Annotated in this window: 21 protein-coding genes; 14 read left to right on the top strand and 7 right to left on the bottom strand. The window is 69.1% G+C overall.

Annotated elements, in window-relative coordinates; all coding sequences use genetic code 11:
* Window positions 1-8: 8 nt before the first annotated feature.
* Window positions 9-1226, top strand: coding sequence for a S8 family serine peptidase (locus tag P3G67_RS22980; RefSeq protein ID WP_276095155.1), 1218 nt, complete (start codon window positions 9-11; stop codon window positions 1224-1226).
* A 514-nt stretch (window positions 1227-1740) separates the two neighbouring features.
* Here the strand turns inward: P3G67_RS22980 and P3G67_RS22975 are convergent.
* The 4 genes from P3G67_RS22975 to P3G67_RS22960 form a co-directional block, all read right to left on the bottom strand.
* A complete protein-coding gene (locus P3G67_RS22975; RefSeq protein WP_276095154.1) occupies window positions 1741-2262 on the bottom strand; it encodes a toxin glutamine deamidase domain-containing protein in 522 nt (173 codons plus the stop codon).
* A gap of 589 nt (window positions 2263-2851) precedes the next feature.
* Complete coding sequence (locus P3G67_RS22970; RefSeq protein WP_276095153.1) at window positions 2852-4693, bottom strand: putative T7SS-secreted protein; 1842 nt, start codon at window positions 4691-4693, stop codon at window positions 2852-2854.
* Entirely contained in the window at window positions 4690-5334 is a 645-nt protein-coding gene (locus P3G67_RS22965) for a hypothetical protein (protein ID WP_276095152.1), read from the bottom strand. The genes P3G67_RS22970 and P3G67_RS22965 overlap by 4 nt, the downstream gene beginning before the upstream one ends.
* Window positions 5331-5852, bottom strand: coding sequence for an SseB family protein (locus P3G67_RS22960; protein WP_276095151.1), 522 nt, complete (start codon window positions 5850-5852; stop codon window positions 5331-5333). The genes P3G67_RS22965 and P3G67_RS22960 overlap by 4 nt, the downstream gene beginning before the upstream one ends.
* A 1146-nt stretch (window positions 5853-6998) precedes the next feature.
* Here P3G67_RS22960 and P3G67_RS22955 point away from each other — a divergent pair.
* The 4 genes from P3G67_RS22955 (at window position 6999) to P3G67_RS22940 (ending at window position 10521) form a co-directional block, all read left to right on the top strand.
* Entirely contained in the window at window positions 6999-7622 is a 624-nt protein-coding gene (locus tag P3G67_RS22955; RefSeq protein WP_276095150.1) for an HAD-IA family hydrolase, read from the top strand.
* Window positions 7623-7892: 270 nt separating this feature from the next.
* A complete protein-coding gene (locus tag P3G67_RS22950; protein WP_276095149.1) occupies window positions 7893-8255 on the top strand; it encodes a thiol-disulfide oxidoreductase DCC family protein in 363 nt (120 codons plus the stop codon).
* A gap of 83 nt (window positions 8256-8338) precedes the next feature.
* Window positions 8339-9424, top strand: coding sequence for a M23 family metallopeptidase (locus P3G67_RS22945; RefSeq protein WP_276095148.1), 1086 nt, complete (start codon window positions 8339-8341; stop codon window positions 9422-9424).
* Window positions 9425-9480: 56 nt separating this feature from the next.
* Entirely contained in the window at window positions 9481-10521 is a 1041-nt protein-coding gene (locus tag P3G67_RS22940; protein WP_276095147.1) for a hypothetical protein, read from the top strand.
* A 211-nt stretch (window positions 10522-10732) separates the two neighbouring features.
* Here P3G67_RS22940 and P3G67_RS22935 read toward each other — a convergent pair whose 3' ends face one another.
* Window positions 10733-11215 carry an Lrp/AsnC family transcriptional regulator gene (locus tag P3G67_RS22935; RefSeq protein ID WP_276095146.1) on the bottom strand — a complete coding sequence of 161 codons (483 nt, stop codon included), beginning with the start codon at window positions 11213-11215 and terminating at the stop codon, window positions 10733-10735.
* An 84-nt stretch (window positions 11216-11299) separates the two neighbouring features.
* Here P3G67_RS22935 and P3G67_RS22930 point away from each other — a divergent pair, with 84 nt between their 5' ends.
* Window positions 11300-12115 (top strand): hypothetical protein, encoded by an 816-nt coding sequence (locus P3G67_RS22930; RefSeq protein ID WP_276095145.1) that lies wholly within the window; start codon window positions 11300-11302, stop codon window positions 12113-12115.
* Here P3G67_RS22930 and P3G67_RS22925 read toward each other — a convergent pair.
* A complete protein-coding gene (locus P3G67_RS22925; RefSeq protein ID WP_276095144.1) occupies window positions 12037-12810 on the bottom strand; it encodes a (2Fe-2S)-binding protein in 774 nt (257 codons plus the stop codon). The two genes, P3G67_RS22930 and P3G67_RS22925, sit on opposite strands and share 79 nt — an antisense overlap.
* Before the next feature lie 113 nt (window positions 12811-12923).
* Between P3G67_RS22925 and P3G67_RS22920 the strand changes: the two genes are divergently transcribed.
* From P3G67_RS22920 to P3G67_RS22905, 4 genes are all read left to right on the top strand, one after another.
* On the top strand, window positions 12924-14099 hold the full coding sequence (locus tag P3G67_RS22920) for an ATP-grasp domain-containing protein (protein ID WP_276095143.1): 1176 nt from the start codon (window positions 12924-12926) through the stop codon (window positions 14097-14099).
* A complete protein-coding gene (locus P3G67_RS22915; RefSeq protein ID WP_276095142.1) occupies window positions 14096-15814 on the top strand; it encodes an IucA/IucC family protein in 1719 nt (572 codons plus the stop codon). Before P3G67_RS22920 ends, P3G67_RS22915 begins: the two co-directional genes overlap by 4 nt.
* Window positions 15815-15940: 126 nt before the next feature.
* Window positions 15941-17671: an IucA/IucC family protein gene (locus P3G67_RS22910; RefSeq protein ID WP_276095141.1), complete on the top strand. Its 1731-nt coding sequence runs from the start codon at window positions 15941-15943 to the stop codon at window positions 17669-17671.
* Entirely contained in the window at window positions 17661-18833 is a 1173-nt protein-coding gene (locus P3G67_RS22905) for a type III PLP-dependent enzyme (RefSeq protein ID WP_391858321.1), read from the top strand. The genes P3G67_RS22910 and P3G67_RS22905 overlap by 11 nt, the downstream gene beginning before the upstream one ends.
* Before the next feature lie 57 nt (window positions 18834-18890).
* On the opposite strand, the gene P3G67_RS22900 is transcribed toward P3G67_RS22905, so the two are convergent.
* Window positions 18891-20312: an APC family permease gene (locus P3G67_RS22900; protein WP_276095140.1), complete on the bottom strand. Its 1422-nt coding sequence runs from the start codon at window positions 20310-20312 to the stop codon at window positions 18891-18893.
* A gap of 398 nt (window positions 20313-20710) precedes the next feature.
* Between P3G67_RS22900 and P3G67_RS22895 the strand changes: the two genes are divergently transcribed.
* From P3G67_RS22895 to P3G67_RS22880, 4 genes are all read left to right on the top strand, one after another.
* Complete coding sequence (locus P3G67_RS22895) at window positions 20711-21463, top strand: GntR family transcriptional regulator (RefSeq protein WP_276095139.1); 753 nt, start codon at window positions 20711-20713, stop codon at window positions 21461-21463.
* Window positions 21464-21803: 340 nt separating this feature from the next.
* Window positions 21804-23420, top strand: coding sequence for an APC family permease (locus P3G67_RS22890; RefSeq protein WP_276095138.1), 1617 nt, complete (start codon window positions 21804-21806; stop codon window positions 23418-23420).
* Window positions 23421-23555: 135 nt separating this feature from the next.
* Window positions 23556-24017: an RpiB/LacA/LacB family sugar-phosphate isomerase gene (locus tag P3G67_RS22885; protein WP_276095137.1), complete on the top strand. Its 462-nt coding sequence runs from the start codon at window positions 23556-23558 to the stop codon at window positions 24015-24017.
* Window positions 24017-24187 carry an SPOR domain-containing protein gene (locus P3G67_RS22880; RefSeq protein WP_269853444.1) on the top strand — a complete coding sequence of 57 codons (171 nt, stop codon included), beginning with the start codon at window positions 24017-24019 and terminating at the stop codon, window positions 24185-24187. Before P3G67_RS22885 ends, P3G67_RS22880 begins: the two co-directional genes overlap by 1 nt.
* Window positions 24188-24200: the final 13 nt, after the last annotated feature.

Below are 24200 nucleotides of genomic sequence, written 5' to 3'. Positions count from 1 at the left end.
AGGAAGCCATGAGACTGGTGGGAGGCTACGGCGCCATGCGAACGTCGTCAGCGAAGGCGGGTTATCGCCTGGCGTCATTGTTGGTAGTCCTCGGCGGCTTCACGGTCTTCTCAAGCGCTGTCGCGCCAGCTGCGTTTGCTGATGGTGCTCGCTCTCATCAGTGGTACCTGGACCGCATGCAAGCCGACAGCATGTGGAAGGTGAGCGCAGGGCAAGGGGTGACGGTTGCCGTTATCGATGGCGAGGTCGACGCGTCAAGGCCGGAGTTGCAGGGTCAGTTGCTGCCCAGCGCGGATCTGAACACGGGCAAGCCTCCTGGGGGGAGCGACGACGGCCACGGCACGGAGATGGCGGCTTTGATCGCGGGAACGGGCGCGGGAGGCGGTATCCAAGGCCTCGCGCCTCGGGCAAAGATCCTACCTCTCAAGTATTACGAGGTGCCGTTTGGTGGCGAGGTGATCCCCAAGTACATTCGCTACGCCGTGGATCACGGGGCTCGGATCATCAACATGTCCTTCGGGTACATCTTCAAAGGTGAGACCTCTGATATGCGGTCGGCGGTCGATTACGCCAACTCCAAAGGCGTTTTGATGTTCGCGGGCTCAGGGAACCATGGCGACAAGGACAATGTGATCACCGCGCCCGCCTCTATGTACGGCGTGGTGGCCGTCGGCGCTGTGGACAAGAACCTCAGCGTTACGAAGTGGTCCAACCACGGTCCGCAGGTGGCCCTCGCGGCACCCGGGGACGACATCCCCATGCGCTGCGCCAACGGGCAAGGGTATTGCTCCAGTTGGGGCACGAGCCAAGCCACCGCCATCGCCTCCGCATCCGCTGCCCTCGTCTGGTCTGCTCACCCGGACTGGACGGGCGACCAGGTGCTGCGCGCACTGATCGAGACCGCCGGTAAGCCGCAGGACGGCAAGGTACCCAGCGAGTACCTCGGCTACGGGATCGTACGGCCCCGAATGGTTCTCCTGGACCATGAAGGGGATCCTGGGCCTGCCAACGTCTTCCCCCTGCCCAACCCTGCCCGAGGCAACTCCTCGGCCTCTGCGGCACCCAAGCCTGAGAGCGCGGCGCATAAGGGGAAGGTCGAGGCAGATGCCGGAAGCCATGGCGGTAGCAGCGTGATGCCTTGGGCGCTGGGCGGCTTGGGAGTGATCGTCGCCGCGGGAGCCATTGTCGGGTTCCTCGTCCGGCGGCGTACCGCCCAAACCACTTGAGCGTCGCCGCTCAACACAGCACAGCGGCGTCGTCGAGCCAGCCGCGCCCCATCCGGTACCGAGCGCCCCGCTCGCGGATCTGGAGCCAGCCCCGCCGCAGGAGGCGGCCGTCAGAGCTGAGGCTGGCCCCGACGCATCCACGCCCGTGGCTGCGTAGTCGCCCTGCACTTCGCGATAAGCGGCGCGCCGTCCGCCCCCTGTCTTGGCGCCCGTCCGACGAGGCCCCCGCTGCTGGGCCCGGCTGAACCGGCGCTACCTCCCCAACATCGAGCGGGTCCGGGTCGGCGAGGGGAACGACATGGTGAAGGCCGGCATCGAGCCGAATCCGGACACCCGAGGCCTGGTGTGGGTGCGGCGCGAGTCGCAGGCCAGGAGGCCACCGGCAACGTGATCTACGCGCACACGACAAGGGCCAAGTGGCCCTACTGGACGGCCTGAGGTCGTCACTGGCGCGCCTCGACACCTCCCTGGTGCGCGACCTGGCCCTCATACGCGCACTGCCCGAAACTCCGACTCATTCTGAAGGAGCGCCGTAGAAGCGTGCCAGTGTCAGCTGCTTGATTCCATGCTGTTCGAGCTGCTCCAAGGGGCCTGTCTGCCCGCCGAGGAACACAGCCTGACCATTGTCGATGTGTACGTTCACCAGATGGCCTGTCGTCTCAAAACCGCGGAACTGCCGCCGGATCCAGACCACACCGCGTGCTTGTGGACCACCGTCTCGTACTGCCGATACCACGCTGTCCCAGCTGGGGCAGGTTGATACCTCGGAGCCTGGGAAGTAGCGGCGGATGAGCCTGTCCCACCAGCCAGGGGCCTCGTCTGCCGGTTTCCAGGGCAGCGAGGAAGCCCGATAGCCGTTGAGGGCGGCGTCGTAGGTGATGGCCTGACTACGAGCGTTGATTCGGTGCGCTTGCGCTGGGAAAGGCCGGGGCTGCGGAGCTTGGTCGTAGTCTGCCAGGTCGTCCCAAGGATTGTCCGTGGCGAGGAGGAAGGGAAGGTTCCCGTTCTTTGGCACGGCGATGGACGAGGCCAGCATGGGCGTGTTGGGATAACCAGGCTGTGGAAGTACCCGGCAAACGAACACCCATGCTTCAGAGCTTTCGGCGACAGGGTGCGAAGGGGCCAACTCCACGAGGCCGTTGTAGAGCGATCGGACCCACTCGGCAGCCGTTCTGACCGGATCAGGAACAGCCCTCGTCCCCGTGGTAGACGCCGGAGGGCTGACAGGCAACCGCATAGGATTCGCCCCTATGGCCTGCAATGGTGGGTGAGCCGGACGATAGAGGCGTCGGTACATTTCGATCGCCGACTCTGGTGGAAAGTTGGGGACGAAGGTAACCTCTCCCGTTCCTTTACGGACGACGACATGTGAACCACCGTAGTTCGCGATACCTCGCGCAGGGTCGTTCAGCGGGAGCACGCGACAGACCAGGTAGCACTCCTCGAACTCATAGACTTCTAGTTGCGTTGGGCTTCCGTCCGGTGCCCCGGACGGAAAATAGCTGCGAGCGATCTGAAGAGCGCTCTCCGCATCATGCGGAACGGGACGCTGTCCTTCGTGGGATGAGTTCATCATGCTGTCGTCTGTCTGTCTCTGGTGATCTGGCGGTGCTGGGCTTCCCCGCTTACGGGATAACAGGCTGGCGGTTTGCGCCTATGGTGACGTGTTGGACGCGTACGTTGTTGACGTGGATGGGTACGGCACTGACCACCCTTGACTGTGCGTCGATCCACAGGACCTCTCCGCGGTAATTCACTGCATTGAACACATGCCCACCTCCTCCCGGCCAGTCGACGAAGATGACAGAACTCGCGCCATGCCCGGTCTGCTGAAGCTCGTGGGCGATTTGCTGGAAGCCTTGCGGTCCTGCTCCGGAGTCACGGAGTCTGGCCCCAGTCCAGTACTCCACGTTCTGGACGGCGTTACGCTCGCCGCTCACACGGTCGTAAGGCTCTTCGGGGTGAGGATCCAAGGTACGCGGGGCGGAGACCTGCGGGTTTCCGTGCCAGGTTTCGTAGAATGCCCTGCCGGTGTCAACGCAGTTGTTGGAGCGGCCCGGCATCGTGGGGCCGCCGTCGTTTTGCAGCTGAAACCAGTTGTCCCTAGGGTCTGCGAACTTCTGGTACTGACCAGCCGCGTCACGCGGCATGGCCTTCTCCAGAAGCACCTGATCGATTGCCTTCGGTTCACGGAGTCCGAAGGGGCCTCCTTGCAGAGAGTTCCTGATCTCGCTGAAGCGTGTGGACTGGGCAGCGGCACGCTCAGCGAGTTCCTGCGACGCCGCTTTGGACGCATCCTGCACCGCGGCTTCCGGAGCGTTCTTCGCAGCGTCGACCAGGAGGCCATCCGTCGCGCTCGCGCCGTCCGTGGCGGGAACGGTGACCAGGTTCGACATCAGTCGGCCGAATGCCTGCCCGGGGTCGGTGCTCCAGCCTGAGCCGATGATGGATTTGACTAGATCCATGGGGTGGTTGGCGGCGTGGAGCAATCCCATGTCGACAGTGTTGACGTGGTCCAGGTAGACCCAAGGATGTGAAAGGTTATAAGGGTCTGTTGGACTCACGCTGCGGGCGAACTTGACCATGTCGCCGAGGCCTTTGACGAAGCCTCCCACGAAGTGCTCGGCAAAGATGGTTTCGCCCGACATGCCGTCGACGTAGTCGTCTTCCATGCGGTGCAGGAAGGTGGGTTCCTTCGGGGCGGTTTTGGTCGCTTCTGTGATGGACTTCCTGGCGACGGCAGCTTGGGTGTCACGTTGCCGCCGGGCTTCGTGGAGGATGTCGACGGCTTCCTTCATGCCGGCTTCGCCCGGGTCATGGAACGGGCCTGGGTCCACGGGCTGCGCGCCCGAGTCTTGCTTTCGGTTGTCTGACAGCGCCTTGTTGTACGCCTCCACCTTCTTGTTGTAGGCGTCTCGGGCTTCATCAGAGGCTGTTTTGGCCTTTTGGTAGGTATCGATGGCGCGTTGGGCCTGACCTTGTGCCCAATGCACGGTATCCGCGTAGGCGGACAGCGCCTTCGCAGCGACCTCACAGGCGTCAGCGGCCCTGGACCACTGTGCGGGGTGTGGAGCGAACTTGTGGTGGAAGGCGTCGGCCGCCTCGCCCTTCCAGTGGTCGGTGTCAAGCCCTCGCAGCCCTCGACTGGTCTCCTGAAACGCCGAGGAGAAGTTGTGGAGGTGTTTGGCCGCTGCCTGTATGCCCTTCACGTCGCCATGGACCAAGTCCGACGGGACGTCGCTCTCGCCCAGCTCCTGTTCGGGGATCTGTACGCCGAGGTGGTCGGCAACGTGATCGCCGAAGGATTCCACCTTTCTGGCGTACTTGTGCAGACCCAGCTCGTTTAGACCCCAGCCGAGTCCATGGGCGCTTGTGTCGACGAACGAGCCGAGCGCCTTCTCTCCGCCCTTGACTGCCCCCTCCAGCTTGTTACCAACGTAGTCAGTGAAGTCGGAGAGGCCGCTCATTTGTGATCCTTGGCGTCCTGGTCAGCTGCGTCCGATATGAACTTTGACCACCTGTCCGTGTGATGTGATAGCGAGCCGCCTGATGCGTAGTCGACCGTCTCGAGCAACGGGCTGTGCGTGATCGCATCGTGGGCTTCGGCGCCATCGGTCTTAGCCATGTGGCTCACTGCTTTGTCCAGCCCTTGGCGACTGTAGTCCGCGTGCTCGAACTGGGTGTAGGCGTTGTCGCCAAGGACCGTCTTCCAGGATTCCTTCTCCACGTCGGTGTCCGACTTGTTCGGATCCCCGATGAAGTCCGCCGTTAGATCCTTGAACGTACCCGACGCATACTGATCCATCTCATGAATGGCGCCAGCGGCGAGACCGAGCGCCCGCGCGAACTCGTCCCCGTCTTGGATCAGCGTGCGGACTCCCCAAGCCCATCTGTTGCTGAACTCCTCCAACGCGGAGGTCAAATCCGCATTTCCCAACTGCAGCCCCGTCAACGACACGTTGGAGAAGCCGCGGCCGATCTCCGCCGCGCCCACCATACCCACGGACTTCAGCTCGTTGATGGACTTCGTCAGCCCTTCGGCTGCTTGGCGCAGGGCTTCAGGATTCGCGGAAAGATCTGGATTGCCTGAATTGTTGGCCGTCGTCACGCCATGCCCCTCACGTCCACAGCCACCGCGTTCGGCACGATCCCCGCGACCGGTGGGAACAGCATTGGGCGCCTGCTTCCGACGTCCAGGGCCACTCCCGCGGGCTCCCCGACTTCGGGTATTACAACGTCCAGCAGCTGGGCCCCCGCCGCCCGCACGTACTCTTGTCCTTCTTCGCCGGTTGCCCCGCCCCTGGACCTCAGGAATGCAGTCAGTTCGAGTTCTCCTGAGAACGCGTACAGCCAGCGCACGCCGCCCCACTCTGCGGACCACGCATGGCCTTCGATCAAGGGTAGGAGCACCACGCTGTCACGAAACCCATCGAGCAATCGCTTTGGCTCACCGTTGCCTTGATGCATAGCGGTGATCTCGTCGGCGAGTTCGCATCTGGCATCGGGCGGGGCATACGCGACAGGTCCGAGCGCGTTATTTCGCCTTGTCGCTGCCGTCGGTTCGCCTTCAGCGTTGAATCCGTACAGATTGAGCCTGCGGTCCCAGTTGGCGTTGCTGCTCCTCATGTTGGGCCCGGTCCCTTCGCGATTCCGTCGCACTGCTTTCAAAGGGCTTGGCAGACAGGCCGAAGACTGTCTCGTCGCTCCTGATCAGGCTTGTCTCAAGGTATGTGGACGAGGTTCACGCCGCTGCTCCGCCACGGCTCGCCCGCACCCTCCGAGGACACGGCGGTATGGGTAGCATGCCTCCGCTACGCCATCACGCCGCCTGCCCGGCGTGGTAAAGGGGACAGCCTTGGCTGGGCTGCCGATGTGCCGGTCTAGCGGCTGGATTCCGGACCCGTCCCGCAGGCCGACCTGTCAGGTCACGACCGCACGAGCCAGTGCACAGCGCGCAAGGGTGGACGAACTGCGGCCAGGTACATTGCTGGCAGTCCTGTAAAGCAGTCATCCATCCCCCGGCTGCTGCAGATGCCGCCCCGCCAATGAGACTCCTGGCGCGGCAAGCTTTGCTCCGCCCGTCCCGACGCCGCCACGACACTACCAGCAGCAGGCAGTTCCGATTGCGTCCCGAGAAGTGGTGTATAGGGTTCGGCCTGATCCGGGAGTTTTGCTCGGGTGCGAGGTGAGGCCCGCATAGGCGAACGGTCACCGCCCAGGTGAGCGGGACACATGCCCCAGCACCATCCAACTGGCCACCCCTGAGAGGCGGCAGGGCAGTTACTTCCCGCACCGGCTCCTGGAATGAATGACGCTGCGCCCCTACCGGAAGCACGCATCGTGGATAACCCCGTCCAGCGTGCCGCGGCCTGGCTTCGGTAGACGTACCGCAGGCTTGTCGAACTGTCCGCGCGGGAGCCCCCGCCGAGAGCTCCCGCGCCTGGGGGTTCGGCTGTCGGGTTATTCCCCGGCGAGGCTTTCCGGATACGCCCATCGCGCCACGCCAACGCCCGGGTTGCGTGCTTGCTGTTCACGCGGGACTTGGCGGTGCCGACGCCACCGCCCTGCGTCGAAGGCCGCTGATGAGGCTCCGGGATGGTGGGACCGGCTGTTGCGCCGCTGCTTCCCGCAGGCGGAGGCCGCCCCGGATCGAACTGGGACGAGGTCATCCGCGCGGTACGGCAGCCGCTGACGCCGAACATGGTTCGGCGCTGCTGCATGCCTGCTCGCTCTGAACGACACCCGAGCTCTCATCACCGCTGGAGTTCCCGTATGCCCCACCGCACCGGCCTCGTACTCGACTTCGGCGGGGTGCTCGCCACACCACTGCTGCCCGCCGTGCTGAACTTCGAGAAGCGCGAGGGTCTGGCCGAGGGCGCGTGCATCACCTCGCTGTACCTGGACGAGGACGGGACAAGGCGCACCCACGAGTTGGAGTGCCGTGCTATCACCCAGACCGAGTGGAACGAGGCTGCGGCGCCGCAGCTCGGGGTCTCCCCAGGCAACCTGATGGGCAGGATCTTCGCTGACCTGCGCCCCGAGCCGCTGATGATCAACGCGGCTGCCGCCGTGCGACGAGCGGGCATCAAGGTGGGCGTCTTGTCCAACAGCGTCGGGCTCGACCCCTGGAACCTCTACGACGGATACGACCTCGACACGCTCTACGACGCCGTGGTGATCTCCGAGCACCACCGGATGCGCAAGCCTGACCCGGAGATCTTCCAGGTCGCGCTGAAGCTCCTGGGGCTGCCCGCTGAGCAGTGCGTCTTCGTCGACGACGCCGAAGGTTACCTTCCGGCAGCGGCCGATCTCGGCTTCGCAACAGTTCACGCGAAGGAACCCAAGCAGACGATTTCCCAGCTTGAGGACCTGCTTGGGGTGCCCCTGACCGAATAGGTCCAGACTCACCCGCGATCGCATCGCGGGTGGCACCGTGGTTACGGATTCCGCTGCTTCGTCGTTGGTCCGCTGCTTCTCGGCGCTGCTTCCTGGCCGGTGTGTTCGGCCGGGGCGGCGCCCTCGAACCGCACTGACGGCGTGGCGGCGGGGGACTGTTGATGAGTAATGCGCTCACGGCCGTGCGACTTTGGAGTAGCGTCCGTGAACAGTTGGGTATCACCATCACTTCGCCCCAGTTCCCTGCGGCGACACACCGGGAGGCCAGCGGTGTCTGAAGCCTTGGTCGTCTACGACGGGACCTGCGGTTTTTGCCGAGCCGGCGTCACCTGGCTCGCCAACCGCTTCGACCTCAAGGGCAGGCGCGTCGCCTGGCAGGGAACCGACATCCACGCCCTCGGGCTGACACGTCGCGACGTCACACAGCGTATGTGGTACGTCCATGGCTCCACCCGTCATGCGGGAGCCGCGGCCTTCGCCGCTTGGCTGCGCACGGGGAACCGCACAGCGCGCGTCCTTGGCTACGCGTTGTGCCTTCCCGGCGTCGCTCAACTCGCCGGGTGCGTCTACTGGTTGGTGGCGCGTAACCGTCATCGCATCCCCGGGCCGTGGGAACACACATGCACGATATAGACGCGGCGCACGGCGGCGCCGTCGCTGCTCTGGAGAAGCTCCTGAGCTCCGGCCCGAGCGAGTGGGCACACATCGCTCCCCGCGTGATCGACGCGATCGGCCTGCCGCGCCTGGAGTCGATCATTGAGGCCACGCTTCAACGCACGGGTGCGTTCACAAAGGTCACCGACAGCCCTGACGGGCTGCTCATCCATGGCACAAACGCAAGTGTCCTTGCCTGGGCGCGGTCCGGCCCCGACGGCACTCTCAGCGGGCTGAGCGTGGACTGGGAGGTGTTCAAACCGTCCCGAGCGCGGGCTCTGAGACGGTGGATACCGCTGGCCGTGCTGACGGTCTACACCGCATTGGCTGTGTGGTTCTTGTGCGAAGCCGTGGCCGCTGCCTCGGTCACCGATTGGCTTGAGGCGTGTGTTGCCGCTTTGATCGTATGGGCGGCCTTCGAAACGTTTTACGCCCCGGCGACCCTTCCCTACTGGGCCGCCATGGCCCCGCGGGCTTTGTGCGCCGGTAGTGTCCTGTCGTTCTGGCGCCTGGGCGACCTGCCGCGGGGCCATGGCACCGCCACGTGCGCCATCTTGTTGTGCGCCTTTGGATACGTGTCGTGGTCGGCGTACCGCGCACGCTCGCACCAGTACGGGACCCCCGTGTCGATACCGCTGCGATGGCCGTTCGAGGACGGCACCTGGTGCATATTCCAAGGTGGCGGCAAGGCGACGAACCACCACGCGCAAGTGCCCGAACAGCGCGCTGCGTTGGACATGGTGTGCGTCGCCGGCCCACTCATCCCTTCCCGGTCCCTTGACGCCTACCGCTGCTACGGGACAAAGGTCTACGCCCCGTGCGCCGGGAAGGTGGTCTCAGCCGCTGATGGGATTGGAGAGCAGGTACCGGGCCACATCCGGTACGCGCCTGTCTACGGCAACCACGTGATCATTGACACCGGACATGAACGGGTCCTTCTGGCCCACCTGCGCCCCGGTACCGTCACCGTCTCCATCGGCGACACCGTCAGCTCTGGCGAACTGCTGGGTGAGGTCGGCAACTCCGGGAACACCACGGAGCCGCACCTTCACATCCATGCCGAACGGGAAGGACTCGGCTTGGACCTGCGCTTCGAAGGGATGAACGGGCGCCTCTACCGAGGACGCGTGATACGCCCCCGGAACTAGCGCTTCCGCACGCGACCTGCCCCTACGCGCCCCGCCAACTGCCCAACGCTCACGGTGTGACCGGTTCCCGAGCCGGGCAGACCGTCGCCGCCCACGAACGCTGGGTGGATCGGCTCCTGCGCTGCACAGAGGCGCTGATCGGCTGGTCCCACGGTGCGTTACTGTGCCCCCGTCATTTGAATATCCAACTACTTGGACAACAGGAAACGGGGGGCGCCATGCGTGGCATGCGATTCCGTACGGTTATGGCGGTCGCGGCCGCCACGGCGGCATTGGGCGCGGTCTCCGCCTGCGGCGGCAAATCCGCGTCGGCGACGGGCGAGCACGCGCACGCGGCACCGTCGCCAGTCGCCGTCTCGCCCATGGCCTACCTGCTCAAGGTGGAGGACGCCACGGCAAAGGTGCACTCGGCCGAAGTAGACCAGACCGTCGCCGTCGGCACCATGCGCGAGATGCGCATCGCGGGCGACAACGACTGGGCCAACGGTCTGCAGGGCAACGTCACGTTCTCGGTGAAGACCTCTGCCCAGACGCCGGTCTCACCTCTGCGGATGGAGATCCGGAGCGACGCCATGTACGTGCGGGTGCCTGCGCAGAACGTGGCCAAGCTGGGCGGCAAGCACTGGGTCAAGGAGCCGCTCGACCTCCTCGCCGCGCAAGGCGACGGAGGCAAGGCTGAGACCGACCAGCTGAGGCGGGCCGACCCGACCATGGAAATACGGATGTTGATCGCCAGTGGCGATGTGCGCAAGGTGGGCCAGGAGACCGTACGCGGAGTGACCGCCACCCACTACACGGGCACTTTGGACCTGGCCAAAGTGATCGCCAGCAAGCAAGGCCTGACGCCCGATGACGTGAAGTTCCTCAAGAAGGAGGTCGCGGCGCAAGGCGCTACCGATGGGCACGTCGACCTCTGGGTCAACAGCGACAATCTGCCGGTGGAGACACAGGAGCAGGTACAGACGGACACCGCCAGGGTCACCTCGACCACTTACTACTCCAACTACGGCGTCGCGGTCGACCTGTCGCTTCCGGCGGAGTCGGATACCTTCACCCTCCACTCGGTGACGGGCGGCAACGCATCAGGCGCGGTCTGAGCCAGGCGGCCGTACCGGGCGGGGCTCAACGCGGCACCGCGTGCTCGCGGCAGCGCACGGCCCGGAGGCCGGACGTCGGCGTACGGACGGGTGCCTTCGCGCCTGCGGGCCCAGCGCGCGGGCGGCGGTGGCCCGGACCACTTCCAGCCGTGGGCATCCGTGGGCTCGCGCCCATGGCACCGCAGAGGCCCTAGGCGAATCAGGGGCCGCCTCACACGTGCAGGAAGCGTGTCGGGTCCAGTTCGACCTCTCGTAGGATCAGGCGGCTGCGTAGCTCCCGCACGCCGTGGTCCTTCTTCAACCTCTCGACCACCGACTCCAGTTCGGGCGGGTCGGCGCACACCACGCGCAGCTGGTAGTCGTACTCGCCCGTGGTGTGCGCCGCCGCCGCGATCTGCGGCAGGGCGGACAGGCCGGTCTCGAAGCCGCGGCCGTCCACGCCCTCGCGCAGGCGGACATCGGTGAGCGCGCAGAGCGTCGCGCCCATGGCGGTGCGGTCCAGGTCCGCGCGGTAGCCGCGGATCACACCGTCCGCGCGCATCCGGCGGACGCGGTCGGCCACCGCGTTCGCCGACAGCCGGACCCGGCGGGCCACCTCCAGATACGTGGCGCGTCCGTCGCGCACCAGCACGGCGAGGATCTCCCGGTCCAGGCGGTCGAGGCCCGGCCGCGTTCTTCTTCCCTGTATCGCCATACCCCCGAGAATGTCACGGTCGAAGCCGCTCACCAGGGGGGAAGTCCGCGCCCGACGCGGCGCGATCCGGCGCAGGGTCGAGGCATGGCCGACGCGATAGCCCGCATCCTCCTTCCGCCCCTGCTGCTCGCCTGTGTGTCCGCCCTGCAACGCCGTTACGGTCCGCGCTTCGGCGGGTTGGTCGCCGGGCTGCCGTTGACCTCCGGGCCGATCGTGCTGTTCGCGGCGCTCGATCACGGTCCGTCCTTCGCCGCGCACCTGGCCGCCGCCACCATCGGCGGGGCCGTCGCGGCCTGCCTGCTGTGCTGGTCGTACGCGCTGACCGCACGCCGCCTCGGCCCGGTGCGCTCGCTGCTCACGGGGTGCGCGGCGTTCCTGGCGGTGGCCATGGGGCAACTCGCCGCGGGCATCGGCCCGTTGGGCGCCGCCGTGGTCGCCCCGGCCGTACTGCTGGCGGTGCTGGGATGGTGGCCCGCGCCCGGTACGGCACCGGTCACCGGCGACGGCGCCAGGGCGAGGTTGCCGGTGCGGATGGCCCTGGCCGCCCTCTACGTGTGCACCGCCACCGCGCTGGCCGGGCCGCTGGGGCCGAAGGTGGTCGGGGTGTGCTCGCCGTTTCCGGTACTGGTCGTCGCGCAGGTGGTGCACACGCACCGGCACATGGGGGCCGGTTCGGCGGTGGACTTCCTGCGCGGTGTGGTCCATGCCGAGTTCGCGTTCCTCACCTGGTTCGGGGTACTGGCCGTGCTGCTTCCCACGCTGGGCGTCGGCGCGGCCTTCGGCGCCGCCGCGTGCTGCGCGGCCGTCGTCCAGGGGACGGTCTACGCCATCCGCCGCACCCGTTCGGCGTCGCTCGTACGCGGGCAGGTCAGGCAGGCCTCGTCCGGGCGTATGGCGTAGTACATGCAGCAGCCGAGCCGGGTGCGGATCGGCTGGCCGGACAGCTCACGGAAGGCGGCGGCGCCGGGGAACGGCGGGGTGCCGCCGGGGAGTACGGCACCGGCCTCCCGCACCCCGCGCCGCTCGTCGCCGAACACCCGGCCGAGGTACCAGATGCCGGACACCAGGTCGTCGCCCGCCATTCCCCACAGCGCCCGTGGTCCGCGCCGCACCTGGGGCGCGAAGGCCCGCAGCACCGGTGCCACATGCTCGGCGACGGCGGTGCGCAACTCGGCCGGGCGCGCGGCGCGTCGGCCCTCGCGGCAACCGTCGGGCGCCAGCGCGAGCGTGCCGCTGACCGGGTCGACGCGGACCCGGTCGGGGGCGATGTCGGGCACCCGGCGGTCCAGGTACCAGGGGCCGCTGAACAGCAGGCTGGCCGTCCACAGGTAGTGGTGCAGCGCCCGGGACGCGGCGACGTCGCGGCGGGGCCGCAGGCCGTGGTCGGCCAGGATGCGGGCCGACTCGCCGTCGATGACGGCGGCCAGCGCCTCGGGGCGGGTGGCCAGGTCCGACGCCGTGATCGACTCCGCGGGGCCGCTGGCGACCTCGGCGCACCATGCCTCGCAGCGCCGGGTGAGCTGGCGGTACAGCTCGGTGAGCGGTCGTACACATGTGCTGGAGGGGTCGGTGAACCCCGTGCTGGTGTTGGGCATTGGCGTTCCGATCAGGGTGGGGCGCGCCGGAAGAGCCACACCATACTTGACAGAATTAGGTGTGCCTAACCTAAGTTTCTCGCGTGTTGACGACCGAACGAAGGCGTCCGTCCATGCGGCTCTACCTGCTCGCGCTCAACCCCACCGACTCGGTCACCGAGGGATTCCTGCCCGCCGCCGAACGGCTCGGCCTGGACGTCACCGTCCTCACCGACGACCCCGCGCCGCACCGCCGCGTCCCGTACCCGGCCGGGGTGGAGGTCGTCGGCTGCGAGGTCCGTGAGATCCGCGAGGTCGTCGGGGCCATCACCCAACGCCCCGCTCCCGCCGCGGTGTTCACCAACAGCGACCACCTGCAGACCCAGGCGGCGCTGGCCGCCGAGTACCTCGGACTGCCCGGCAAGGACTGGCGGGCCGCGCTGCGCACCAAGAACAAGGCGCAGCTGCGCCGCCACCTCGCCGACGTCTGGTGCGCCGAGGTGCCCGCGGGCGCGGCGCCGGACACCTCGCGGACGCGCTACCCGTGCGTGGTCAAACCGCGCGAGGGGGTGGCCAGCGAAGACGTGGTGCGCGTCGCGGACGAGCGCGAACTGCTCGCCCGCTGCGCCGAGATCCAGGCCCGGCGGCCCGGCGCCGCACTGCTGGTCGAGGAGTTCCTGCCCGGCGAACTGCACACCCTGGAGACGCTGGGCGACGGCCACGGCACCCGCCATGTGCTCGGCGGCTTCCACACCGAACTGTCGCCGCCGCCGTACTTCATCGAGGAGCGGATGGTCTTCGAACCCGAGCCGCCACCCGGGGTGGTCGAGCAGGTACTGGCCCAACTCGACGCGCTCGGCGTGGGTTTCGGGGCCTGCCACACCGAGTACGTGGTGCACGACGGGCAGGCCAGGCTGATCGAGGTCAACTACCGAGCCGCGGGCGACCAGGTGGACCTGCTGCTCGACGGACTGCTGGGCGTCCCGTTCTTCGAGCACGTGCTGCGGGCGCACCTCGGCGAACCGCTCCCCGCCGACCTCGGCGCCCGCGCCGACCGGGCCGCCCGAATCGACTACCCGTACGCCGACCGCGCCGGAACCCTGACCTCGGCGCCCGAGGCGGCCGAACTCACCGTGGACGGCGTGCGGTTGACGTACCGGCCGCTGCGCCGGACCGGCGAGCGGCGGCCACTGCACCACACCAACCGGGACTACCTGGGAGTGCTGCGCACCACCGGCGCCGACCAGGCGGCCGTGGACCGGGCCGCCACCGGGTTCCTGGCCGCCCAGCGCTGGGAGATCACCCGGTGACGGCCGAGGACCAGCTGACGCTGCGGGTGCTGAGCGCACTGCTGCGCGAGGACGTGGTCGGGCTGCGCCGCCGTAGCACACCGGTGGCACGGCCGGACGGGCGCTGGCTGCGGCTGCCCGCCGCGGACGGCGGCGCGCTGCTGCTGGCGGTGGCCGCGGACGGCTACCAGTGCGAGTACGCCGCCCGACTGCCGCTGCTACGGCATGAGAGCGCCGACGGCCGCACCGCCGAACTCACCCGCTTCGCCGACATCCTGGGCGCCCTGCGCGCCCTCGCCGAGCCGGTCGACCGCCCCGGATTCGACGCCTTCGCCGAGGAGTACCGGCAGACCCTGGCCACGATGCGGCTGCACGACGAGGTGCGCGCCGCCACCCACCGGCGGCTGGCCGCCGAACACGGCCCGGACCCGGCCCACTGGCGTGGCCACCGCGGCGCGCTGGCCCATGACACCCTCGCCGCCTATCTGGACCACCCGGTGTACCCCACCGCCCGCGGCCGCCTCGGTCTCGGCGCCGCCGAACTGCGGTCCTGCGCACCGGAGTTCCATCCCCGGTACCGGCCGCGCTGGCTGGTGCTGCCCCGGGAGGCGGTCAGCGTCGGCGGCGCGGTGCCCGAGGAGGTGCTGCCCGGCCGGTGGCCCAGCCCCGCGCTGCTGGGCATGCCGGAGCGGGACCGGGACCACCTCGCGCTGCCGGTGCACCCGCTGACCAAGGCCCGGTCGATCCAGGAGGCGCTGCGGGCGGTCGGGCTCGACCGGGACGCCGCACTGGCCCGTAGACCGCATCTGGACCTGGTCCCCACCCTCTCCATGCGCACCGGCGCGCTCGCCGACCATCCCCGCGCACACCTCAAACTACCGCTGGACACGGCCACGTTGGGCGCCGCCAACCTGCGCACCATCAAGCCCGGCACGCTGGGCGACGGCGCCGAGTGCCAGCGGCTGCTGGAGGCGGTGACCGCCCGCGAGCCGCGCTTCGCGGACACCGTGCTGCTCGCCGACGAGACCTGCTGGGCGCACGCCGGGCATCCACTGCTCGCCGCCCTGGTGCGCGTGCACCCGGCGGGCCTGGACCAGTCGGCGGTGGTGCCGATGGCGGCGCTGCTGGCCACCGCGCCGAGCGGGCGACTGGTCATCGACCACCTCGCCGACCGGTTCCACGGCGGCGATCCGCTGGCGCTCCTCGACGCCGTGCTGCGGCTGCTGTTCGACTGGCAGACCACGCTGTTCGGCTACGGCATCGCCCTGGAGTCGCACCAGCAGAACATCTCGCTGGTCTTCGACGCCGACCGGGTGCGGCTGCTGCTGAAGGACAACGACGGCCCGCGGATCAACGCCGTACGACTGGGCGACCGCCTTGGCCCGTACGCGTTCGACGATCCGCGGATCACCACCGAGGACGACGGCCCGCTGGCCGACCTGTTCACCACCATCACCGTGCACCTGTGCGCCGGGGCGTACGCCTTCGCCCTCGCCCGCACCGGCCGCGTGCCCCTTGTCGCGGCCCTGCGGATGATCCGCGCCCGCATGGCGGAGGCGGTGGACCGCCTGCCGCACGGCCCGCGGGAGGTGCTGCGCGAGCGCGTACTGGACGCCGAGCGGCTCCCGGTCAAGGCGATGGTCAGCGCCGGAACGCTGTTCGCGAAGGCGCGCAGCGGCGCGATGGACATCAACAAGCACTACACGTCCGGACCCAACTACCTGCTGGGGGCGTAACCCCCAGGGCCCGGGTCCAGGGCGGAAGCCCGGGAGGTCGAGCCGCCGCGGCGGCGAGCGGCCCCCGACGACGCGGACCGGCGGTCCGAGCGAGCCACACCCCACCAACCTCCGCTGGAGAACCCCATGTTGCTCTCCCCGGTGACCGACCGCAGGTCGCCCACGTTGCCCGACGCGGACGTGGTCGCCGTGCACACACTGCTCAACTGCCTGCTGCGGGAGGTCTCGGGACCCGAGCAGCAGGCCATCGTCGTGGACGGGCACCTGTACCTGCGGCTGCCCAGACGCGGTGTGCTGCTGCGCGTGGCACTGCGGCGCGTCTCGCTGTTCGGCGCGCACCGCTTCCGGGGACCGGCGGCCGAGCGGGTCGACGGCGGCTGGCGGCAGGTGGCACCGGAGCGGCTCGCTGAGTACGTACACGCCGAGCTGTCGCTGCGCTCCGGCGTCGGCAACGACGAGTTCCTCGGCCAGCTCGCCGCCAGCCGCGACGGCATCGCCGCCGCCCTGGCGCTGCGCACCCGCCCGTACCCGGGGGCCGACCGCTATCTGGAGTCCGAGCAGTCGCTGGTCTACGGCCACCGCTTCCACCCCACCCCCAAGGCCCGCTGCGCGGCGTACGACGCCTGGGACGACTACGCGCCGGAGGCCCGCACCGCCTTTCCGCTGCGGCACCTGGCGGTGCGCCGGGAACTGGTCGCGGGGGAGTGCGCGACCCCGGGCGCCGACGCGCTGCTGGACCGGCTGCGGACGGTCCCGGACGGCTACCGCCTGCTGCCCGTACACCCCTGGCAGTACCGGCTGTTGGCCGACGTGCCCCGGCTGCGCGCCGCCATCGGCGCCGGTGACGTGCGCGACCTCGGCGAGGGCGGTGCGCCGTTCACCGCCACCGCCTCGGTGCGCACCCTGTACGGCCAGGGCGCCTTCCTCAAGTTCAGCCTCAACGTGCGTATCACCAACTGCCTGCGGAAGAACGCCCGTTACGAACTCGCCGGTGCCGTCGCCCTGACCCGACTGCTCGACCCGGTACTGCGCGAGCTGGCCGCCCGCTTCCCCGGCACCGCCATGCTGCGCGAGCCCGCGTACCGCACACTGGCGCTGCCCGGTGACGACGCGCTGCTAGAGGGGTTCGGCGTGATCGTCCGCGACGGCCTGGCCACCCATCTGCCGCCCGGCGTGACCCCGTTGCTGGCCGCGGCCGTGGCCGACGAGTACCCGACCAGCGGCGCCCATGTCTCCCGGCTGCTGGACGGCGCGGGCCCGCCGGAGGCGCTGGAGTGGTGGACGGCGTATCTGCGGCTGCTGCTGCCACCGGTGCTCGCCGCCTACTTCGACCACGGCGTAGTCCTGGAGCCGCACCTGCAGAACGTGCTGGTCGGCGTCGACGGCGCCGGGCTGCCACGGCACATCGTCTTCCGCGATCTGGAGGGCACCAAGCTGCTGGCCGAGCGGCACGGCGAGGCACTGGCCGCGCTGCCCGCCGATGTGGCCGGGCCGTTGACGTACGACGCGCGGCGCGGCTGGGACCGGGTGGTCTACTGCCTGCTGGTCAACCACACCGCCGAACTGCTGGCCGCGCTCGCCGATCTGCACCCCGGATCGGAGCCCGCGCTGTGGGGGCGGGTCCGGGCCGTGCTGCGCGAGTACGCGGACGAGCACGGCTGTCCGCCGCGGTTGCGCGCCCTGCTCGCGGGCGTGCCACTGCCCGCCAAGGCCAACCTGCTGACCCGCTGGGCCCGCCACGCCGACCGGGACGCGGGATACGTTGCGGTGCGCTCACCACTCGCCGCCCCGGGACACGAGGCCTCCTTGGCGGCGGGCGCCCAGACCGCCGCACCGGGAGTCCGCCGTGATCACTGAGGCCGTGCGTGACCACGTCCGTGCGCTGCCGGACGACCAACTCCCCGCGTATGTCTACGACATCGCCGCCCTGCGGGCGCACGCCCGGCGCGTCCGGGACGCGCTGCCCGAGCGGGTGGAGCTCTACTACGCGGCCAAGGCCAACCCGGACCCGCAGATCCTGGCCGCGCTGCGCCGCGCGGTGACCGGCTACGAGGTCGCCTCGGGAGGCGAGCTGGCCCATGTGCGCCGGGCGGTTCCGGGCGCGCCCGTGGCCTTCGGCGGGCCGGGCAAGACGCCCGGCGAACTGGCCGCGGCGGCGGGAACCGGCGTCACGCGCTTGCACGTGGAGAGCGAACGCGAACTGCGGCTGCTGGCGGGCGCGGTGGGGCCGGGGCGGCGCGCCGACATCCTGCTGCGGGTCAACCTGCCGGTGGAACTGCGCGGCGTCCCCCTGGCGATGGGCGGCCCCAGCCCGTTCGGCCTCGACCCGGCCGGAGTCCACCGGTGCCTGTCCCTGCTGGCCCGGCCGGACTTCGCCCGGCTGCGGCTGCGCGGCATCCACGCCCACCTGGCCAGCGGCCTGGACGCGGGCGCCCAACTCGCCGTGGCCGAACGGATCGTGGACTGGGCGGTACGGCTGCCGGTCCCGATCGAGGAGGTCAACACCGGCGGCGGCATGGCGGTGGACTACGCGGATCCGGCCGCCCGCTTCGACTGGGCCGCGTTCGGCGCCGGACTCGACCGGCTGCTGCGCCGCCACCCCGGGCTGCGGCTGCGGATCGAGCCGGGGCGGGCACTCACCGCGTACTGCGGCTGGTACGCCACCGAGGTGCTGGACGTCAAAAGCGCGCACGGCGAGGACTTCGCCGTACTGCGCGGCGGCACCCAGCATCTGCGCACCCCGGTGACCAAGGGGCACGACCAGCCGTTCACCGTGCTGCCGGTGGACGACTGGCCGTACCCCTGGCCCAGGCCCGTGGTGCGCGGCCAACGCGCCACGCTCACCGGGCAGTTGTGCACCCCGAAGGACGTGTTCGCCCGTGCCGTACCGGGGGCCGCCGGACTACGGCCGGCGGACAGGGTGGTGTTCGCGCTGGCCGGGGCCTACGCCTGGAACATCTCCCACCACGGCTTCCTGATGCATCCGCACCCGGGCTTCCACCACCTCGGGCGGGACTAGGCCCGGCGGTGCCGAACCGTCCGCACCGCCGGGCCCGCGTCGTGTGAGCGTTCCCGCTCAGGACACCATCTCGTCCTCGGGGACGGTGATCACCCAGTGCGTGGCCCGGCGCGGCCGTAGGTAGAACACCCAGTACAGGGCGGCGACCGCGGTGATGCCCCCGGTGATCAGCAGATCGCGCGCGGCCTGCTGGGCGAGCACCCAGACCAGTACCGCCAGCAGCAGCACCGGGACCACCGGCCACAACGGCATCCGCCACACGCCCTCTCGCTCCTTGTGCGCGCCGCGCCGGGACGCGAGGGCGGCCACCGCCACGAAGGCGTACAGCGCGGCAACCGCCACGCCGGTGACGCCGTTGAGCGTCGCCACCGGCACGAAGCACAGCACCGCGCCCGGTACGCCGACCGCCAGCGTGGCGATCCACGGCGAGCCGAACCGCTTGCTCAGCGCCGCCAGTGCCCGGCCGACCGGCGCGGGCCAGGCGTTGTCACGCGCCGAGGCGAACAGCACCCGGGAGTTCTGGATCACCATCACGATCGCCGCGTTGATGATCGCCAGCGCGATGCACAGGCTGATGAAGGTGCCGACGCCGGAGTCGCTCCACTTCTGCACCATGCCCGCGATGTCGCCGCCGGCCAGCGTGTTGAGGTCGGGAGCGCCCAGGGTGATGGCGACCACCGGGACCAGCACCACGGCCGCGCCGATGGCCAGCGTCCACAGCACGGTCCGGGAGACGGTGCGCCGCGGGTTCTCCATCTCCTCCGACAGGTACACGGCGGTGGAGAACCCCTGGAGGATGAACAGGGCCGCCGCCAGGCCCGCGACGATCAGCCCACCGGTGACCGGCAGGCTCGCGCCGTGGTCCCCGGCCATCACCGGGTGGAGCAGCACCGAGGCGGAGCGCCGGGTGTGCGAGAAGCCGAGGAAGGCCACCACGGCGGACGCGACCACCTCAAGTACCAGGAAGACGCCGGTGATCCAGGCGTTGGCCCGCAGGTCGAGCAGGCCCATCACGGTGGCCAGCAGCATCACGGCCGCGCCCGTCGCCTTGGCGTCGACGTGGATGAGCGGTGCCAGGTAGTCGGCGGTGCCCAGCGCGATGATCGGCGGGACGATCATGACCACGATCAGCGCCTGGATGAACACCAGCCACCCCGAGAAGCGACCGGTGAGCGTGCCGACCATGGCGTACTCGCCGCCCGCGCTGGGGATCAGCGTGCCCAACTCCGAGTAGCAGAAGGCCACCGCGACACACAGCACGACGGCGATCACCAGGGTCAGCGCGGTGCCGGTGCCGAGGGTGGCGAACGAGCCCGGGACGATGACGAAGAGGGACGAGGCCGGGGTGAGGCAGGAAAGGGTGAGCAGCGTGCCGCCGACCACTCCGATGGAGCGGGTCAGTTTGCCCCTTTCCGTTGCCGCCGTGGAGGCGGCGGCGGACTCGGGGACTTCGGCGGGCGGGCGCAGGATTTCGGTCATACGGCGTCCCATCGGGCTCGGTGGGGCTCTGCGGGGGAGCGTTATCGCCTCCGTTATGGCTGGCTCATCAGATGCTGGGGCGCTCCCGGGACGTCATGAGACAACTGGTGTCAACAAAGCGTCAACCCCCATCTCGCAACGAAATCCGTTGTCGGGTAGATCGAATTCGACTGATCTGAAAGCGGATTAGCTGTTAAATGGAGGTAAACGGCATGGCGTGACGGGGGTCACGGCCGCTTGTGGCGGCACTGCGGATCGCGCGGCGGGGGTGGCGCGGCGAGAGAAATTAATTGCCGCCAGGGTAGGGGAATCCAGAGGTGATGCGTTGGCCTTGGCTTGCGGTTGGACACGGTACGTTGTCAAGCTGTTGCAGCCGGTCAACCTCTGTGGAGGGTCACGTGCCATTTGGTGAGCAGCCCGCGTACCTCCGGGTCGCCGACGACCTGCGGAACAAGATCCTCGACGGCATCCTCCTCCCGCACACCCGGTTGCCCTCGCAGGCTCGTATCCGCCGGGACTACGGCGTCTCCGACACGGTCGCCCTGGAGGCCCGCAAGGTCCTGATGGCCGAGGGCTTCGTCGAGGGCCGCTCCGGATCCGGTACGTACGTCCGTGAACGGCCGGAGCCGCGTGCCATCGCCCGCTCCGGCTACCGGCCGTCGTACGGCCCCACCCCGTTCCGCCAGGAGCAGGCGGACGAGGGCTGCAAGGGCACCTGGGAGTCGGTCAGCACGCAGGAGAGCGCCAGTCCGGCGATCGCCGCCCGGCTGCGGATCCAGCCGGACGACCGGGTGATGTGCACCCGCTATCTGTTCCGCACCGAGGGCGAGCCCATGATGCTCTCCACCTCCTGGGAGCCGCTGGCCGTCACCGGGCGCACCCCGGTCATGCTGCCCGAGGAGGGGCCGCTGGGCGGACGTGGCGTGGTGGACCGGATGGCGGCCATCGACATCGTGGTGGACAACGTGGTCGAGGAGGTCGCCGCGCGTCCCGGCCTGGCCGTCGAGACCGCGGAACTCGGCGGCGTTCCGGGCCACGCGGTGCTGGTCGTCTCCCGCACCTTCTACGCCTCGGACCGGCCGGTGGAGACCGCCGACCTGGTCATCCCGGCCGACCGCTTCAAGGTGGCGTACCACCTTCCGGTCCGCTGATGCCCTTCCCTGGACCGCTCGCTCGCATGGGTGCCGGTGCGGTGTCCGCCACTCGCCGTCGCCGCTCGCGGCACGGCGGAATGCTCTTCGCGGCCGGCCTTCGCACGGGTGATACCGACTGCTGACAATCAGTGACGGCTTCCCGGCCGATCGGTCGGTGTAACCCCTCTGAGCTGCAACGTCGTTGACGGAGTGGTCCGTTCGCGAACCGGTTCGATCACGATACGTGGCTGTTGCAAAGATCACACAACGCCTCCAGGGGGAACCGCGGACGGCCTATCGCCTTTAAGCTGCCGGAGTTTGTGCAAGGCCACGGGGAGAAGAAAGGGGAACCACCGATTTGTCTGGTTCCAACTACCGCCGTTCCCTCGGCACGGTATCGCTGACTGCCGTCGGCCTCGGCTCGATCATCGGCTCGGGCTGGCTGTTCGGTGCCGCCAAGGCAAGCCACCTGGCTGGGCCGGCGGCGATCTTCGCCTGGGTGATCGGTGCCGTGGTCGCGCTGACCATCGCCTTGACCTACACCGAGCTGGGCTCGATGTTCCCCAAGGCCGGTGGCATGGTCCGCTACGGCCAGTACTCGCACGGCTCGCTCGCGGGTTACCTGGCCGCCTGGGCCAACTGGATCGCCATCGTCTCGGTGATCCCGGGTGAGGCGACCGCCTCGGTCACCTACATGAGCTCGTGGAAGTGGTCCTGGGCCAAGGGCCTGTACAACGGCACCGAGCTGACCGGCTCCGGTGTCGCGCTGGCCAGTGTGCTGCTGCTGGTCTACTTCGCGCTCAACTGGTGGGCGATCACGCTGTTCGCCAAGACCAACACGGCGATCACCGTCTTCAAGATCGTGGTGCCCACGCTCACCGCGGCCACCCTGATGCTGTCGCACTTCGACACGCACAACCTCAGCCGCGCCGGAGGCTTCGCCCCGCACGGCTGGAACGCGGTGTTCAACGCGGTCGCCGTCTCCGGCATCGTCTGGGCGTACAACGGCTTCCAGTCGCCGCTCAACATGGCCGCCGAGGCCCGTAACCCGCGCAAGTCGCTGCCGCGTGCGGTGATCAGCTCGATCCTCATCGCGCTGGTGATCTACGTGGCGCTGCAGGTCGCCTTCCTGATGGCGGTGCCCGCCCACGACCTGGCCGGTGGCGGCTGGTCCGCGCTGAACTTCAAGTCCCCGCTGGCCGACCTGGCCATCGCCTGGGGCATCAACTGGCTGGCCATGCTGCTCTACGCCGACGCCTTCATCTCCCCGTCCGGCACCGGCATGATCTACGCGGCCACCACCTCCCGCATGATCCACGGCGTCCAGGAGAACGGCCACCTGCCGGGCGTCTTCGGCAAGGTCGACCCCAAGACCGGTGTGCCGCGTCCGGCGCTGCTGCTGAACCTGGTGGTGGCGTTCGCCTTCCTCGCGGTGTTCCGCGGCTGGGGCTCGCTGGCCGAGATCGTCTCGGTGGCCACCGTGATCTCGTACATCACCGGCCCGGTCGCCGTGATGTCGCTGCGCCGCCTGGCGCCGGACATGCCGCGGCCGGTGCAGCTGAAGGCGATGCCGGTGATCGCGCCGATCGCGATGGTCTTCGGTTCGCTGGTGCTGTACTGGGCCAAGTGGCCGCTGACCGGCAAGGTCATCCTGCTGATGGCGGCCGGTCTGCCGATCTGGGCCTTCTACGAGCTACGCAAGCCCATGTCGCAGCTGAAGCCGCACCTGAAGGCGGGCGTCTGGATGGTCGCCTACCTGTTCGTGATGGCCTTCATCTCGTACATCGGAAGCAAGGACTACGGCGGCCAGGGCTACCTGCCCGAGGGCTGGGACCTGCTGGTCGTCGCCGTGATCGGGCTGGCCTTCTACTTCTGGGGTGTGCGCAGCGCCTGGCACAACCCGTCGCTGGAAGCGGTCCGCGAGGAGCTCAAGGCGGCCCAGGACGACGCCGAGCGCGTCTCCACGGCGGTCTGATCCGTCGCTCGCGATGAGGACCCCCGCGCACCGCGCGGGGGTCCTCATCGTTTCCGCCTTCAACAGGTGGCGAGTTCATACCCGTTCGCGTACGGACGGGTTCACACGGTCACCGGCGGGCGTAGGCTGTGGCATATGCGGATCGCCGTTTCCTCGGACATGGATGAGCCGGTAGCCAGGGTCCTCGTCTACGAGCTGCGCAGGCGCGGGCACGAGGTGTCCGCCTACGGGGCGCTGCGCAGCGACGACAGGGAGGGCGCGGGACGCCCCGACTGGGCGTGGTCGGCGACGGCCGCGGCCCGCGAGGTCGCGGCGGGCCGGGCCGACCAGGCGGTGGTCTGCTGCTGGACCGGCACCGGCGCGTCGATGGCCGCCAACAAGGTGCCAGGAGCGCGCGCCGCGCTGTGCACGGACGCCTACACCGCCAACGGCGCCCGCCAGTGGAACGACGCCAACGTCCTCGCCATCGGCCTGCGGCAGACCTCGGAACCACTGCTCAAGGAGATCCTCGACGCGTGGTTCGCCGGTAGGGCCAGCGAGGAGAAGGACGACCTCGCCAGCATCGACCACGTACGGGAAATCGACGGAGTCGCCTGATGGGCGAGCTGCTGTGGGCCGTCATACGCCAGGACGACAACGGCAACCGCTACCGCGTCGCCAGTTGTGAGACCCGCGAGGAGGCCGAGACGGTCGCGGGGCACTTCGAGGCACGGGGGCTGGGGCGGCGCTACCTCATCGAGAAGATCGACCAGCCCCAGGCCTCCTAGCCGCTGACGGGAC

It is taken from the genome of Streptomyces silvisoli, assembly GCF_029269905.1.
Classification (GTDB): domain Bacteria; phylum Actinomycetota; class Actinomycetes; order Streptomycetales; family Streptomycetaceae; genus Streptantibioticus_A; species Streptantibioticus_A silvisoli_A.
This window is presented reverse-complemented; position numbering and strand designations above follow the sequence as displayed.

Coding starts and splice junctions, on each gene's coding strand:
- P3G67_RS22980 (WP_276095155.1), top strand. CDS start 9: ATGAGACTGGTGGGAGGCTACGGCGCCATGCGAACGTCGTCAGCGAAG.
- P3G67_RS22975 (WP_276095154.1), bottom strand. CDS start 2,262: ATGCTGGCCTCGTCCATCGCCGTGCCAAAGAACGGGAACCTTCCCTTC.
- P3G67_RS22970 (WP_276095153.1), bottom strand. CDS start 4,693: ATGAGCGGCCTCTCCGACTTCACTGACTACGTTGGTAACAAGCTGGAG.
- P3G67_RS22960 (WP_276095151.1), bottom strand. CDS start 5,852: ATGAGGAGCAGCAACGCCAACTGGGACCGCAGGCTCAATCTGTACGGA.
- P3G67_RS22955 (WP_276095150.1), top strand. CDS start 6,999: ATGCCCCACCGCACCGGCCTCGTACTCGACTTCGGCGGGGTGCTCGCC.
- P3G67_RS22935 (WP_276095146.1), bottom strand. CDS start 11,215: ATGGCGATACAGGGAAGAAGAACGCGGCCGGGCCTCGACCGCCTGGAC.
- P3G67_RS22930 (WP_276095145.1), top strand. CDS start 11,300: ATGGCCGACGCGATAGCCCGCATCCTCCTTCCGCCCCTGCTGCTCGCC.
- P3G67_RS22925 (WP_276095144.1), bottom strand. CDS start 12,810: ATGCCCAACACCAGCACGGGGTTCACCGACCCCTCCAGCACATGTGTA.
- P3G67_RS22920 (WP_276095143.1), top strand. CDS start 12,924: ATGCGGCTCTACCTGCTCGCGCTCAACCCCACCGACTCGGTCACCGAG.
- P3G67_RS22910 (WP_276095141.1), top strand. CDS start 15,941: ATGTTGCTCTCCCCGGTGACCGACCGCAGGTCGCCCACGTTGCCCGAC.
- P3G67_RS22900 (WP_276095140.1), bottom strand. CDS start 20,312: ATGACCGAAATCCTGCGCCCGCCCGCCGAAGTCCCCGAGTCCGCCGCC.
- P3G67_RS22885 (WP_276095137.1), top strand. CDS start 23,556: ATGCGGATCGCCGTTTCCTCGGACATGGATGAGCCGGTAGCCAGGGTC.
- P3G67_RS22880 (WP_269853444.1), top strand. CDS start 24,017: ATGGGCGAGCTGCTGTGGGCCGTCATACGCCAGGACGACAACGGCAAC.